This is a genomic window from Nocardioides sp. NPDC127514 (assembly GCF_040302125.1).
Classification (GTDB): Bacteria; Actinomycetota; Actinomycetes; order Propionibacteriales; family Nocardioidaceae; genus Nocardioides.
In genome coordinates this window covers 79,589-92,819 of the sequence record NZ_JBEORF010000027.1, presented here as the reverse complement: position 1 = coordinate 92,819, position 13,231 = coordinate 79,589, and the positions used below count along the sequence as shown (strand labels likewise).

At 69.4% G+C, this 13,231-nt stretch carries 16 protein-coding genes and 1 tRNA gene; 10 read left to right on the top strand and 7 right to left on the bottom strand.

Going from position 1 to position 13,231, the window contains the following annotated elements:
- Window positions 1-120 precede the first annotated feature (120 nt).
- Window positions 121-771: a phosphate signaling complex protein PhoU gene (gene phoU / locus ABTX24_RS21205; RefSeq protein WP_160026819.1), complete on the top strand. Its 651-nt coding sequence runs from the start codon at window positions 121-123 to the stop codon at window positions 769-771.
- Window positions 772-852: 81 nt separating this feature from the next.
- Here phoU and ABTX24_RS21200 read toward each other — a convergent pair whose 3' ends face one another.
- From ABTX24_RS21200 to ABTX24_RS21190, 3 genes are read right to left on the bottom strand one after another with little or no spacing between them, the layout of a single operon-like run.
- A complete protein-coding gene (locus tag ABTX24_RS21200; RefSeq protein ID WP_160026820.1) occupies window positions 853-1,593 on the bottom strand; it encodes a phosphoglyceromutase in 741 nt (246 codons plus the stop codon).
- Window positions 1,593-2,381 (bottom strand): hypothetical protein, encoded by a 789-nt coding sequence (locus ABTX24_RS21195; protein WP_160026821.1) that lies wholly within the window; start codon window positions 2,379-2,381, stop codon window positions 1,593-1,595. Before ABTX24_RS21195 ends, ABTX24_RS21200 begins: the two co-directional genes overlap by 1 nt.
- A gap of 43 nt (window positions 2,382-2,424) precedes the next feature.
- Window positions 2,425-3,273 carry a UbiA family prenyltransferase gene (locus tag ABTX24_RS21190; RefSeq protein WP_350842364.1) on the bottom strand — a complete coding sequence of 283 codons (849 nt, stop codon included), beginning with the start codon at window positions 3,271-3,273 and terminating at the stop codon, window positions 2,425-2,427.
- Between the two features lie 235 nt (window positions 3,274-3,508).
- Between ABTX24_RS21190 and ABTX24_RS21185 the strand changes: the two genes are divergently transcribed.
- Together ABTX24_RS21185 and ABTX24_RS21180 are read left to right on the top strand one after the other, a co-directional pair.
- Window positions 3,509-3,994: a CarD family transcriptional regulator gene (locus ABTX24_RS21185; RefSeq protein WP_008360791.1), complete on the top strand. Its 486-nt coding sequence runs from the start codon at window positions 3,509-3,511 to the stop codon at window positions 3,992-3,994.
- A gap of 79 nt (window positions 3,995-4,073) precedes the next feature.
- Entirely contained in the window at window positions 4,074-4,682 is a 609-nt protein-coding gene (locus ABTX24_RS21180; protein ID WP_350842362.1) for a hypothetical protein, read from the top strand.
- On the opposite strand, the gene ABTX24_RS21175 is transcribed toward ABTX24_RS21180, so the two are convergent.
- Entirely contained in the window at window positions 4,675-5,376 is a 702-nt protein-coding gene (locus tag ABTX24_RS21175; RefSeq protein ID WP_350842361.1) for an IspD/TarI family cytidylyltransferase, read from the bottom strand. The two genes, ABTX24_RS21180 and ABTX24_RS21175, sit on opposite strands and share 8 nt — an antisense overlap.
- A gap of 249 nt (window positions 5,377-5,625) precedes the next feature.
- Here ABTX24_RS21175 and nirD point away from each other — a divergent pair, with 249 nt between their 5' ends.
- From nirD to ABTX24_RS21140, 7 genes are all read left to right on the top strand, one after another.
- Window positions 5,626-5,988 (top strand): nitrite reductase small subunit NirD, encoded by a 363-nt coding sequence (gene nirD, locus ABTX24_RS21170; RefSeq protein WP_350715866.1) that lies wholly within the window; start codon window positions 5,626-5,628, stop codon window positions 5,986-5,988.
- Window positions 5,989-6,012: 24 nt separating this feature from the next.
- Entirely contained in the window at window positions 6,013-6,495 is a 483-nt protein-coding gene (gene ispF, locus ABTX24_RS21165; protein WP_350842360.1) for a 2-C-methyl-D-erythritol 2,4-cyclodiphosphate synthase, read from the top strand.
- Between the two features lie 30 nt (window positions 6,496-6,525).
- Window positions 6,526-7,935, top strand: a complete 1,410-nt coding sequence (gene cysS / locus ABTX24_RS21160) for a cysteine--tRNA ligase (RefSeq protein WP_350842358.1) — start codon at window positions 6,526-6,528, stop codon at window positions 7,933-7,935.
- Window positions 7,935-8,888 (top strand): 23S rRNA (guanosine(2251)-2'-O)-methyltransferase RlmB, encoded by a 954-nt coding sequence (gene rlmB, locus ABTX24_RS21155; protein WP_350715564.1) that lies wholly within the window; start codon window positions 7,935-7,937, stop codon window positions 8,886-8,888. Before cysS ends, rlmB begins: the two co-directional genes overlap by 1 nt.
- Before the next feature lie 50 nt (window positions 8,889-8,938).
- Window positions 8,939-10,477, top strand: coding sequence for a metallophosphoesterase (locus ABTX24_RS21150; RefSeq protein WP_160026829.1), 1,539 nt, complete (start codon window positions 8,939-8,941; stop codon window positions 10,475-10,477).
- A gap of 149 nt (window positions 10,478-10,626) precedes the next feature.
- Window positions 10,627-10,702 (top strand) — tRNA-Thr (locus tag ABTX24_RS21145).
- Window positions 10,703-10,736: 34 nt separating this feature from the next.
- A complete protein-coding gene (locus ABTX24_RS21140; protein WP_160026830.1) occupies window positions 10,737-11,141 on the top strand; it encodes an HNH endonuclease in 405 nt (134 codons plus the stop codon).
- Here the strand turns inward: ABTX24_RS21140 and pdxY are convergent, their stop codons facing one another.
- From pdxY to ABTX24_RS21125, 3 genes are read right to left on the bottom strand one after another with little or no spacing between them, the layout of a single operon-like run.
- The gene (gene pdxY / locus ABTX24_RS21135) at window positions 11,142-11,990 is read right to left on the bottom strand and encodes a pyridoxal kinase PdxY (RefSeq protein ID WP_008360814.1); all 849 of its coding nucleotides are present in this window, start codon (window positions 11,988-11,990) and stop codon (window positions 11,142-11,144) included.
- A 23-nt stretch (window positions 11,991-12,013) separates the two neighbouring features.
- Window positions 12,014-12,619, bottom strand: coding sequence for a rhomboid family intramembrane serine protease (locus ABTX24_RS21130; protein WP_160026831.1), 606 nt, complete (start codon window positions 12,617-12,619; stop codon window positions 12,014-12,016).
- Window positions 12,620-12,633: 14 nt separating this feature from the next.
- Entirely contained in the window at window positions 12,634-13,194 is a 561-nt protein-coding gene (locus tag ABTX24_RS21125) for a hypothetical protein (protein WP_350842356.1), read from the bottom strand.
- Window positions 13,195-13,231 lie beyond the last annotated feature (37 nt).

Genomic DNA, 13,231 nt, shown 5'->3' with positions numbered 1-13,231 from the left:
ACGATCAGGGTAAGCCCATCAAACACCCATTCTTCACCTCTGGACGTCTCCGCGCCGAACGTTCACCGTCGGTTCACTCGGGATGAAGATCAGTACATGTCGTGTGTCTAGGATCGGCCCATGCGCGCTGCTTTCCATGAGGACCTCGATGCCATCTTCACCGATCTCACCAGTGTCTGTGAGCTGGTGTCGGTGGCCGTACGCGACGCCACCACCGCTCTTCTCGAGGCCCGCAACGACCTCGCCGAGCAGGTGATCGACAAGGATGTCGAGATCGACGACGCCCGCGAGCGCATCGAGGAGAACGCCCTCGAGCTGCTCGGCCTCCAGTCGCCGGTCGCCGGCGACCTGCGCGTGGTCGTCGCCGCGCTGCGGATGATCTCCGACCTCGAGCGGATGGGCGACCTCTCCGTCCACGTCGCCAAGATCGCCAGGCTGCGTACGCCGAACAAGGCCGTCCCCGAGCTGGCCCAGCCGACCATCGGCAAGATGGCCGAGATCGCCCAGCAGATGGTCGAGCGCACCTGCGAGATCCTCCGCACCCGCGATATCTCCGCGGCTCAGGACCTGGTCGCCGACGACGACGAGATGGACCAGCTGCGACGCAAGTCCTTCGCCGAGCTGCTGGGCCAGGACTGGACCCACGGCGTCGAGCCGGCCGTCGACGTGGCTCTGCTGGGCCGCTACTACGAGCGCATCGCCGACCACGCCGTCACGGTGGCCAACCGGGTCGTCTTCGTCGTGACCGGCGAGACCCCCGCCGACTCCTGACCTGCCGAGTCGGCTCGTACTGACCGAAAATCCCGCCGGGTCGGCTCGTCAAGACGAGCCGACCCGGCGGGATTGTGGTTGTTACTGCTTGCCTTGGTTGGCGACGGCCTCGGCGGCGGCGGCCGCGGCCTCGGGGTCGAGGTAGGTGCCGCCGGTGACGACCGGCTTCAGCGACTCGTCGAGCTCGTAGACCAGCGGCTGGGCCGTGGGGATGTTGAGCTTGGCGATCTCGGTGTCGGAGATGTTGTCGAGGTGCTTGACCAGCGCGCGCAGGCTGTTGCCGTGGGCGGTGACCAGGACGGTCTTGCCGGCCTGGAGGTCGGGCACGATCGCCGACTCCCAGTAGGGGATCATCCGGGCGACGACGTCCTTGAGGCACTCGGTGGCGGGCACGTCGATGTCGGCGTAGCGCGGGTCACCGGCCTGGGAGTACTCGGAGTCGGCCTCGATCGGGGGCGGCGGTACGTCGTAGGAACGACGCCACAGCTGGAACTGCTCCTCGCCGAACTTCTTCAGCGTCTCGGACTTGTTCTTGCCCTGGAGCGCGCCGTAGTGGCGCTCGTTGAGACGCCAGTCGCGGCGCACCGGGATCCAGTGGCGGTCGGCGGTGTCGAGCGCGATGTTGGCGGTGTTGATCGCACGTCGCAGCAGGCTCGTGTGGACCAGGTCGGGAAGGATCCCGGCCTCGGCCAGCAGCTTGCCGCCGTTGACGGCCTCGGCCCGGCCCTTGTCGGTGAGGTCGACGTCGACCCAGCCGGTGGACAGGTTGAGCGCGTTCCACTCGCTCTCGCCGTGACGCAGAAGGACGAGCTTGTAGGTCATCAGTGAGCTTCCTCGGCACCGGGCAGAGCGGCCGGGGGGAACTCGCAGGAGTAGGGGTCCTCGGAGATGGTGCCCGCGGACTCGTCGTGCGCCTCGCCCTCGGTGGCGTGCTCGCCCTCGGTCTCGGTCGCGTGCTCGCTCTCGGCGGGCTCGTCGGCCGGCAGGGTCGACGCCTCCTCGGTGCCCTCGGCAGCGCCCTCGGCGGCAGCGTCCTCGGACGCCTCGGCCTCGGCGTTCTTGCCCTTCTTCGCGGGCTTCGTGGTCTCGTCGACGGCTGCGACGACCTCGGCGTACGGACCACACTGGGTGACCACCGGGACGGAGATGGTCTTCTCCTCACCCTCGGAGAAGGTGAAGGTCATCGGGATGCTGTCGCCCGGCTTGAAGTCGCCGGTGACCGCGATGCCACCGACGGTCGGGTCGGCCAGGTTGATGATGCCGGACTTCGGCAGCTCGATCGGTGTGAACGACTCGGGCGTGACCGTCTCCTCGGCGTCGGCCGCCGTGGCGATCGAGGTGACCGTCGGGAGCGCCTTGCCGGCGACCGCCGGGTTGATCGCCGGGTCGAGCGAGAAGGTGCCGACCAGGACGCCGGAGCCTTCCTGCGCGGTCACGATGCGAGCGGCGTTGATCCGGATGGCACCGTCGAGCGTCGACCCGCCGTGGGTGATCTCGTTGGGCCGGTCCGTCGCGTAGTCGAAGCTGCTGCAGGCGGTCAGCGCCGGAAGCGCGAGAGCCACGAGTGCGCCCGTCACTGCGAGCCGCTTCTGCATAACCTTGGTCGTCACGCGCGACACTCTATCCGCCCGATCCCGCGATCTCGGAAAAGGGTCAGGCACGCAGTCCGACGGCGCTCGCGGCGTACAGCATCCCGGCGATCACCACGGCGATGTAGACGAGCGTGACGAGGAGGAGCTTGCCGGCCCCGAGCTTCAGCCCGGCCTTGAGCGGCAGGTACGTCCACTTGTCCTCGTTGTCGGCGACCAGGCCCCACAGCGCGGTCAGGAAGTGCACGCCGACACCGAGCGCCGCGGCGAGCGCGACCATCACCCAGTGCGGCGGTCCGCCCGCGGACTCACCGGCCCAGCCGGCGTACGAGAGGTATCCGGGGTAGCAGGCGAAGGCCGCCGCCCACAGGACCCAGGAGAAGAGGCCCTTGCGGAGCAGTACGTTGGCGAGCATCCCGAGGACCAGCGAGCCGAGGTAGAACAGCCCCGCGACGGTGCCCGAGGTGACCGAGAGCGGAATGACGAGCAGTACGCCGCAGCACAGCGCGAACCAGACGCTGCCCGATTCGAGACGGCCGTCCGAGATCGGCTTGCCCTCGCGCTCGTGACGACGGTCGACGGCCTGGTCGACGAGGTCGTTGTGCCAGCCGAGAACGGCCTGGCCGACGAGCACGGTGACCGCGATCAGCGTGACCTCGCGCGTCGTCAGCCCGGCGAGGACGGCCGCCACCGACAGGCCGATGGCGGTCAGCACCGCCTGGCGGGGGTGGGCGGAGCGGATGAGGAGGAACGGGGCCCAGTTGCCCACCTTGTCCATGACGCTTGCTCGGCCCGCCGGGGCATCAGGAACGGCCGACGCACTGGCTTGCGTCTCTTCCGGGTCCTGATCCTGGGCGTGCGACGACGACACGGTGAAGATGGTCTTGGGGGCGCTCTGCGATGCATTCGCCATGGCGGCAGTATCGGGCACTCTGCCGAGCCGCGCAGGACAACAGGCTGGCTACGGCGAGATTTCGGAGTCGTTTCGAAATCAGCCATGCTGCCACGTTCAACGGGCCTGCGCGCGCGGAACCACACAAGTTATCAATCTGTCAACCCCAGATTGAGCCCCTGACCTGCGCAAACACGGAATCCGAATTCTAAGATCCGTGGTAGACTTATAGCCCTAGGAAGGGGTACCTAAAAATATGACTTTCACCGTCGGCGAGACCGTCGTATACCCGAACCATGGCGCGGCCGTCATCGAAGACATCGAGATGCGCACCATCAAGGGCGAGGAGCGGCAGTATCTGGTCCTCCGCATCATCGCTCAGCAGGACCTCGTGGTGCGTGTTCCGGCCAACAACCTCGAGCTCGTCGGAGTTCGAGACGTCGTAGACAAGGACGGGCTTGATCGAGTCTTCGAGGTGCTTCGTGCGGAGCACGTCGAAGAGCCGACCAACTGGTCGCGTCGTTACAAGGCAAACCTGGAGAAGCTGCACAGCGGCGATGTCATGAAGGTCGCCGAGGTCGTGCGTGACCTGTGGCGTCGTGAGCGTGACCGTGGCCTCTCCGCCGGGGAGAAGCGCATGCTCGCCAAGGCACGCCAGATCCTCGTCTCGGAGCTCGCGCTGTGCGAGCACACCAACGAAGACAAGGCTGAAGTCCTCCTCGATGAGGTGCTGGCCAGCTGACGCTGGTTTCGGTCTGCGTTACAGGCTCCGGGGAAACCCGGGGCCTGTTTCGCGTTTTGGTGTGGATACGGTGACTCTCATGGAGGACCCCTACGCCGACTACGACGAGATCGACGAGACTGCCGAGGTTCCGCCGGCCCTCGGGTTCGTCGCCGATGACGGTCGAGGCTCGCTGCCGTTCGCGTTGATCCACGGTGAGGCGCTGGTCGCCGCGGCGACCTGGTCCCTCGGGGAGTCCGGCGTGACGCCCGTCGACTTCACCACCTCGTGGGAGGGGATGGTCGAGGCCGAGGAGCCGCTGGTCCTGCACGACTCGCTGTGCCCGATGACCCCGCCGGCCTTCATTGCTCACTGTGTCTCGACCGCGCTCGCGCGCGAGGCGGTCGTCGTCGGCGTACGCCCGGTCACGGACACGGTCAAGAACCTGGCCATCGAGGACGGGGTGCCGGTGCTCGGCGCGACCATCGACCGCACCTCGCTGGTCTCGGTCGCCTCGCCGATCGTGCTGCCCCCGGCCGTCGTCGCGGCCCTGGACGACTGGCCTTCCGGCGACTTCGCCGAGATCGCGGGCTCGCTCGCCCGCCGGTTCCCGGTCGTCTCGGTCGAGGCGCCGCCGGTCGGCCGCCGCGTCGCCTCCGAGGATGACGTACGCCTGCTCGAAGCGCTGTCGGTCAGCGCCGTCAGCTGAGCAGCTTCCCGACCGCGCCCAGGTCGTCGGCGAAGGTGACCTTGAGGTTCAGCGACGAGCTGGGCACGGCGACGATGCGTACGCCGGAGGCGTAGCGCTCCAGGGTGGCGCCGGTGTCGGTGCCGTCGAAGCCGTCTGCCGCGGCCTGGGCATAGGCGGCCAGCAGGTCGGCCGCGCGGAACGCCTGCGGTGTCTGTACGCCGACGAGAGGACCTGCCACCGGCTGCAGGTCACGCGTCGAGAGGTGGCTGAGCGGGGCGGCGGGGATGGCGCCACCGTGCTTGCGGGCGACGCCGATGACCACGGAGAAGAGCTCGGGCGACACCAGTGGCCGGGCGGTGTCGTGGATCGCGACCACGTCGATCCCGTCCTCACCGGCTGCCTCGATGTCGGCCCGGAGCACGGCCAGTGCGGCCTGTTCGGAGGCGTGCCGGGTGTCGCCGCCGGCGACCATCACGACCTCACGGTCCCCGAGCAGGGGCTGGGCGACGGCCGCGACCGCCTCCTCGTCGCCGCTGCGTACGACCAGGACGAGACGGTGCACGTCGGGCACGGCCAGGGCGGTCCGGAGCGAGAGACCGAGGGCTGAGGAGGCCGGATCGTCGGACCCGTCGAGCGGGAGCAGCACCTTGTTGGTGGCGGCTCCGACGCGGGTGCCGGATCCGGCGGCCAGGAGGACGAGAGCGGCAGGCACCCCTGGAGGCTATCCGTTCGGCGGCGAAGACGGCCGATGGGCTGGGCGCTGGTGTTTACGTACGCGTAACAGAGCGAAACAGGAGGTGTCCCTCACGCGTCCTACGGTTCAAATCCACCGAAGGGAGGACCCGACGAATGTGGACGAAGCGGCTCGGGCCGGCGACGTCATGAGCGAGCGCCAGCGAGCGACCATCGGCCTCAGGCCGGCGGATCCGTATTCTTGGCCCTGTTCCACGGAGGCGCCGGCATGAGTGCGCACGCGCAGCGGGACGACCAGGGTGACTGGCAGTCCGTCTGCCCGGTCGACGCGCTCGAGGTGAAGCGCGGCGCCACGGCACTGGTCCACGGGCAGGCCATCGCCATCTTCCGGATGCCCGACGACGTCGTCTACGCCCTGGGGAACCACGACCCGTTCGCCAAGGCGTCGGTGATCGCCAAGGGCATCGTCGGGGTGCGCGACGGGGTGCCGTTCGTGGCCTCGCCCGCTCACCGGCACGGGTTCGACCTGCGTACGGGACAGTGCCTGGACGACCCGCACGTGACGATCCCCGCCTACGAGGTCCGGGTCGTCGACGGGCTCATCCACGTCGGCCACCGAAAGGCTGCCTGAGTCCTATCTGGGAGACTGCGGAGCGTGCAGCTTCCTCTGGTCGGCATCGGGACCGACGTACACAGCCTTGCCGACGGTGTCCCGATGCATGTGGCCGGTCTCGCCTTTCCCGACGAGCCGCAGGGTCTCGCCGGGCACTCCGACGGGGACGTCGCCGCCCACGCCTGCTGCGACGCGCTCTTCTCCGCCGCGGGGCTCGGCGACCTGGGGTCCAACTTCGGCACCTCCGAGCCCGAGTGGGCGGGGGCGGCCGGAGTCGTCCTGTTGGCCGAGGCCGCGCGCCGCGTCCGTGAGGCCGGCTTCGAGATCGGGAATGTCGCGGTGCAGGTGATCGGCAACCGGCCCAAGATCGGTCCCCGGCGGGCCGAGGCCAACGAGACGCTCTCCGCGGCGGCGGGCGCGCCGGTCGCCGTGACCGCCACGACCACCGACGGCCTCGGGCTCACGGGCCGCGGCGAGGGCGTAGCCGCGATCGCAACCGCGCTCATCGTGCGTCGCGATAGGTAGGGAACCCGCGTACGTCCCTAGACTTGGGGCATGGCACTCAGGCTCTACGACTCGGCGACCCGTGAAGTACGTGACTTCACCCCCTTGCAGCCCGGCAAGGCGTCGCTCTATGTCTGTGGCCTGACCGTGCAGAGCGAGCCGCACGTCGGGCACGTGCGGAGCGGGGTGAACTTCGACGTGCTGCAGCGGTGGCTGCGAGCGTCGGGCTACGAGACCACCTTCATCCGCAACGTGACCGACATCGACGACAAGATCCTGGCGAAGTCGGCCGAGCAGGGACGTCCCTGGTACAACCTCGGTTACACCATGCACCGCGAGCTCGACGCCGCGTACGCCTCGCTCAACGTCGCCCGGCCGACCTACGAGCCGCTGGCCACCGGTCACATCCCCGAGATCATCGCGCTGATCGAGGAGCTGATCGCGAAGGGCCATGCCTACGCTGCCGAGGACGGCTCTGCGGACGTCTACTTCGACGTGCGCTCCTGGCCCTCCTACGGCGAGCTGTCGGGGCAGAAGGTCGACGACATGGAGGCCGCCGCCGACGCCGACCCGCGCGGCAAGCGCGACCCACGTGACTTCGCGCTGTGGAAGGGCCGGAAGGTCTCCGAGCCGGAGACCGCCTCCTGGCCCTCGCCCTGGGGGCTGGGACGGCCCGGGTGGCACATCGAGTGCTCGGCGATGGCCGGGAAATACCTCGGTCCCGCCTTCGACTTCCACGGTGGCGGCATCGACCTGCGCTTCCCGCACCACGAGAACGAGCAGGCCCAGTCGCGCGCTGCCGGCCGGCCCTTCGCGAGCTACTGGCTGCACAACGCCTGGATCACGACCTCCGGCGAGAAGATGTCGAAGTCGCTGGGCAACTCGCTGGTCATCCCCGAGGTCCTGAAGAAGGTACGCGGCATCGAGCTGCGCTACTACCTCGTCGCGGCCCACTACCGGTCCCACGTCGAGTTCTCCTTCGAGGCGCTCGAGGAGGCCGCAGCCGGATTCCAGCGGATCGAAGGCTTCCTGGAGCGCGCGGCGGCTGCGATCGGAGAGATCCCGGGCGACGGCGTCCCGTGCGCCGACTTCGTCAACGCGATGGACGACGACCTCGGCACCCCGGCCGCCGTGGGCGCCCTGCACGAGGTCGTCCGCGAGGGCAACAAGCTGCTCACCGACGGCGACAGCCCAGCGCTGCGCGGGGTCGCCGCTAGCGTCCGCGCGATGCTGGACGTGCTCGGTCTGGACCCCGCCGACCCGGCGTGGGGCCCGGCGAGCGGTGATGACGAGAAGCTGACCGGCGCGCTCGACGTACTTGTTCGCGGGGTCCTGGCCGAGCGCGCCGAGGCGCGCGCCGCCAAGGACTGGGCCCGCGCCGATGCCATGCGAGACCGGCTCAAGGACGCCGGGATCGAGATCGAGGACACCCCTGAGGGTCCGAAATGGAGCGTTAACTGATGGCAGGCAACTCCCAGCGTCGCGGAGCGATCGCGAAGGGGCGTAAGAAGGGTGCCCAGGTCGGCACCGGCGGCAACCGGCGCAAGGGTCTGGAGGGCAAGGGCCCGACGCCGAAGGCGAAGGACCGGCCCTACCACAAGGCCCACAAGGCGGCTCAGGCCGCGGAGCAGCGCAACAAGGGTCCGCGCAAGCGGGCCGCCGGTGACGCCGAGTGGATCATCGGACGCAACTCCGTGGTCGAGGCACTGCGCGAGGACGTACCGGTCAACGGGCTCTACGTCGCCGAGGGTGCTGAGCGCGACGGCCGGCTGCGCGAGGCGTTCATGCTCGCCTCCGAGAAGGGCATCTCGCTGCTCGAGGTGACCAAGGTCGAGCTCGACCGGCTCACCGGCTTCAACGGCCACCAGGGGCTCGCGGCGCGGATCCCGGCCTACGAGTACGCCCACGCCGACGACCTGCTCGACCGCGCGGCCGAGGTCAGGGAGAAGGCGCTGATCGTCGCTCTCGACCAGGTCACCGACCCGCGCAACCTGGGCGCCATCGTGCGCTCGGCCGCGGCTTTCGGAGCCCATGGCGTGGTGATCCCGGAGCGGCGTGCGGCCGGGATGACCGCCGCGGCGTGGAAGACGAGCGCCGGCGCCGCGGCGCGGATCCCGGTCGCGCAGACGGTCAACCTGACCCGGCAGCTGAAGGCCTACCAGGAGGCCGGCTGCATGGTCGTCGGGCTCGACATGGAGGGCGACATCACGCTGCCCGAGCTGGGTGCTCCTGAGGGCCTCGCCGATGGTCCGCTGGTGATCGTCGTCGGTGCCGAGGGTGGTGGGCTGTCCCGCTTGGTCCAGGAGACCTGCGATCAGATAGTGTCGATCCCGATGGCCAACTCCGTAGAGTCCCTCAATGCCGGCGTCGCTGCGTCGGTCGTGCTCTACGCGGTCGCGGAGGCGCGCCGCTGATCTCTCGCCGCACTCTGTTTCGGGGCCTCGCCGTCTGGGCGGGGCTCGGAGTGCTGTGGCTCGTGCTGGCCGTGGCGCTGAGCGCGTGGCTCTTCCTGTCCAGCGAACGCCAGGTGGTCCTGGCCGGCCACGACTCGGTCCTGCGCCCGACGTTGTCGGGGAAGGCGGTCATCCACACCGGACCGGTGCTGCCTGACGTACGTCTGGACGTCGGCGGCCCGGTCGGCGTCGACGTCACCCTCGGGAAGACCGAGCTGCGGTCGATGGACGAGCTCTTCGAGCGCTACGCGGTCCTCGGGTCGGCCCCCGCCGGCCAGCGCGCGGTCGTGGTGGAGCAGGTCGAGTCGATGCTCGTCGCGGCCGTGGTCCGCGGCGCCGCGGTCTCCTTGGCGATCGTCGCCGGGGGAGTCGTGCTGTGGTGGCTGCCCGGCTCCCAGCGCCGCGCCGACCTGCGCAGACGCATCAAGGAGTCGGCCCGCACCCGGCGCGGTCTCACCACCGCGGGCATCGGCGTGGTCGCAGTGGCGGTGATCGCGGCCGCGGTCTGGCAGCCCTGGGGCGAGGCAGGAGCGCCCGCCGCGGACAAGGAGGCCGGACCGGTCGCCGGCGAATGGACCCCGCTGGCCGACTTCCTCGGCGCGGCGATCCCCGTGCCCGAGGAGCTGGCCGAGGTGGAGGTCCGCGGCGACGCCTACGCCAACCAGACCCGCCGGCTCGTGGCCAGCGCCGTCGACACCTACAACTCCAGCCGGACCTTCTACGAGAAGGTCGTGGAGAAGGTCCCGGACCTGGCGCTGCGCGAGCCGGGCGAGGACGAGACCGTGTCGGTCCTCGTCTCCGACCGCCACGACAACGTCGGCATGGACTCCGTGGTCCGCGCGATCGCCGACGAGGGCGGCGCGACCGGCATCCTCGACGCCGGCGACGACACCTCGACCGGATCCGACTGGGAGACCTTCTCCCTCGACTCGCTCACCGACGCCAGCGACGGCCTGGACAAATGGGCGGTCACCGGCAACCACGACTACGGCCCGACGGTCGGTGACTATCTCGCCGACCGGGGCTGGACCATGCTCGACGGCGAGGTCGTCGACGGGCCCGGTGGCTCGACGCTCCTGGGCGTCCCCGACCCGCGCACCAGCGGCCTCGGCAACTGGATCGACGAGAAGGGCGTCACCCTCGAGGAGGCCGGCGAGAAGCTGGCCGACATCGCCTGTGCCTCGATGGAGGACGGCAAGCCCGTCGCGACCCTCCTCGTCCACGACCCCTCCCTTGGACGCGAGACGCTACGACGGGGCTGCGCGACCCTCGTCGTCGGCGGCCACCGCCACGTCCACCTGGGGCCGAGCGAGGTGACCGGTGAGAACGGCGAGATCGGCTGGACCTACACCAACGGCACCACGGGCGGCGCGGCGTACGCCTTCGCGATGGGGAAGATCCGCCGCACCGCCGAGGTCACCCTGATCACCTACGCCGACGGGCTCCCCGTTGGTCTCCAGTCCGTCGAGCTGGAGACCAACGGCGCCCTGACCGCCCACGAGTACATCCCGCTGGACGCCCCGCCGGGGACGAGTGACGCGAGCCCCTAGACCCCGCTCGCGCCCGGACTCGTAGGTCTCCCTGCACGTGTTTTCAAGGGGATGCCTCGGCGCGCGTCACGGTCAGGACGGCACGCCGGATGCGCACTCGGGCCAATGACTGGCTACGATTGTCCCGCCGTTGCGGATGCGTACGGCATGCCGGTGTAGCTCAGTTGGTAGAGCGTTCGCCTTGTAAGCGAAATGTCGCGGGTTCGACTCCTGTCACCGGCTCCACGAAATGTCGGTGGTCGGCCATACAGTCATTGCCATGAGCCGATGCTTGGGGTGCGGGCGAGAACTTACCCAGCGCCACCAGAAGATCTACTGCAGCAACGCCTGCCAGATGCAGGTCAAGCAGAAGCGCATGGTCGAGGAGTGGCTGGCGACCGGGATCGGCAAGGCCCTGAGCAAGCGTCGCCACTACATCCGTGACTATGTCCTCGAGCAGCAGGAGGGCCTGTGCGCGATCTGTGCCATCCCCGCCGAGTGGAATGGCTTGGAACTCGCCTTCGTGCTGGACCACATCGACGGGGACGCGTCGAACAACCGACGTGAGAACCTTCGGCTCCTCTGCCCGAACTGCGACAGCCAGCTGCCGACGTACAAGGCCAAGAACCGGGGAAGTGGCAGGGCCTGGCGGCGACAGCGGTACGCCGACGGCAAGTCCTACTGATCAGCGGAGCTGAGTGACCTCGTACGTCGTCGGCGGGTTGGCGATGTCGTCCTGGGAGGCGACGAGCTCGAGCTCGCGACGGCCCGACTTCAACGTCCGGTCGAGGATCGCGAAGAGGGTGTTCGCGGTGCGGCCGAGGGCGGCCGGCGTCGAGCCGGTCGAGAGCAGGTGGGAGAGGTAGACCGCCGCAGTGACGTCGCCGCCGCCGTTGGGGGAGATCGGGAGCAGGGGAGTGGTGACCGACCAGGCGCCCTCGTCGGAGACGGCGACCAGGTCGAGATGGGTCGGGTCCTTGGTGATCACCGAGGTCACCAGCACGTTGGACGGGCCGGACTCGCGGACGATGTCGACGGCGGCGAGCACCTCCTGCAGCGTGTCGGTCGACTCGAGGCCGGCGAGGAAGTTGAGCTCGAAGTGGTTGGGCGTGATCACGTCGGCGGCGGGCACGACCTCGTCGCGCATGAACTCCGGGATGCCCTCACGGACGAACATCCCGCGCCCGACGTCGCCCATCACCGGGTCGCAGCAGTAGAGGGCGCGCGGGTTGAGCGCCTTCACGCGGCGTACGGAATCCAGGATGATCGCGCCGACAGCCGGGTCGCCCTGGTAGCCGGACAGCACGGCGGAGACGGTGGAGAGACCGTCGCGCTCGGAGATCCCCTCGATGACCTCGGCGACCTGGTCGGCGGCCACGACCGGTCCACGCCACTCGCCGTAGCCGGTGTGGTTGGAGAAGTTGACCGTGAGCACGGGCCAGACCTCATGACCGAGGCGCTGGATCGGGAAGACTGCCGCCGAGTTGCCGACGTAGCCGAAGGCCACGTGCGACTGGATGGAGAGGATCTGCATGAAGCCAGTCTCCATCAGCTGGTTCAGGCGGGCTTCTTCTGGGCCTGCTTCTGGGGCGGGTCGTTGAGCAGCCAGGCCGCCAGCGCGCCACCGATCGCGCCGAAGAGGTGACCCTGCCAGGAGACGCCGGTCTGCCCCGGGAGTACGCCCAGGAGCAGGCTGCCCCAGGCCAGGAAGATGAGTACGCCGATGACGATCTGGCCGACGCGGTGACTGAACAGGCCACGCAGGATCAGGTAGACGAGCCAGCCGAAGATCAGCATCGAGGTGCCGGCGGTGATGCTGCCCGGGGGCGACATCAGCCAGACGCCGACGCCTCCGACCACCCAGATGATGAGTGTCGCCACGATCCCGCGGCCGACGCCCGAGGCGAGCACCAGGAAGCCGAGGACGAGTGCGAACAGGGTGTTGCCGTAGAGGTGGGCCCAGCCGAAGTGGAGCACCGGAGCGAACACGATGCCGAGCAGGCCGGCATCGGTGCGCGGCTGGATGCCCAGCGTGTCGAGCTGGTGTCCGCTGATGTAGTCGGTGGCCTCGAGCACCCAGAGCAGGGCGACGAAACCGAGCGACCAAATGCCGGCCCGAAGCCAGTTGGCGCGCTGGGGCCGCGTGGGGGAGTCCTGGCTCACGCTTGAAATCTTACCTACCGCTCCACAGCGGCGAGTCTTTGCTCGAGACTCTCATAGAGGTAGGGGACGGCGGCCGGGTGCGGACCGGTCTCGTAGAGCTCGGTGGCGAGGCCCCGGGGCGACTCCCCGGCGTGGTCGGCCGCCCAGGTCTGGCCACCCCCGGTGATCCGCCCGCCGTCGAGGGGCAGGACCGCCTCGGCCGCCAGCGCCACCCAGCGTCCACCGCCGTCCTCGAGCCAGGCCACCGGCACTGCGTACGCTTCGCCCTCGGTCATGTCGGCGTCGAGGTTGATCCCGCGGCCGATCGGGTGGGCTCCCTGCCGGCTCCACAGGATGGTCGTGACCTCGAGCCGGTCCGCGTCGTCAGGGCCGGCGGTGCCGAGGACGAGGTGGTCGGCGAAGGTCGCCCAGTCGCGTACGTCGGTCGCGGGGTACTCCGGGGGACCGGCCCGTTCCAGGAGGGTCCGTCCGCCGAGCACGGCGGCCCAGACCGCTATCAGGACGACGACGATGGTCCCGCCGATCTTGAGCCGCCGTGACACCGACAGCGTCGGTCCGGTCGTGTTCTCGCCCACGTGACCCCCGTTCACCGCGCCGATGTGCCGATGGGGC

Coding starts and splice junctions, on each gene's coding strand:
- phoU (WP_160026819.1), top strand. CDS start 121: ATGCGCGCTGCTTTCCATGAGGACCTCGATGCCATCTTCACCGATCTC.
- ABTX24_RS21200 (WP_160026820.1), bottom strand. CDS start 1,593: ATGACCTACAAGCTCGTCCTTCTGCGTCACGGCGAGAGCGAGTGGAAC.
- ABTX24_RS21190 (WP_350842364.1), bottom strand. CDS start 3,273: ATGGCGAATGCATCGCAGAGCGCCCCCAAGACCATCTTCACCGTGTCG.
- ABTX24_RS21185 (WP_008360791.1), top strand. CDS start 3,509: ATGACTTTCACCGTCGGCGAGACCGTCGTATACCCGAACCATGGCGCG.
- ABTX24_RS21180 (WP_350842362.1), top strand. CDS start 4,074: ATGGAGGACCCCTACGCCGACTACGACGAGATCGACGAGACTGCCGAG.
- nirD (WP_350715866.1), top strand. CDS start 5,626: ATGAGTGCGCACGCGCAGCGGGACGACCAGGGTGACTGGCAGTCCGTC.
- cysS (WP_350842358.1), top strand. CDS start 6,526: ATGGCACTCAGGCTCTACGACTCGGCGACCCGTGAAGTACGTGACTTC.
- rlmB (WP_350715564.1), top strand. CDS start 7,935: ATGGCAGGCAACTCCCAGCGTCGCGGAGCGATCGCGAAGGGGCGTAAG.
- ABTX24_RS21140 (WP_160026830.1), top strand. CDS start 10,737: ATGAGCCGATGCTTGGGGTGCGGGCGAGAACTTACCCAGCGCCACCAG.
- pdxY (WP_008360814.1), bottom strand. CDS start 11,990: ATGCAGATCCTCTCCATCCAGTCGCACGTGGCCTTCGGCTACGTCGGC.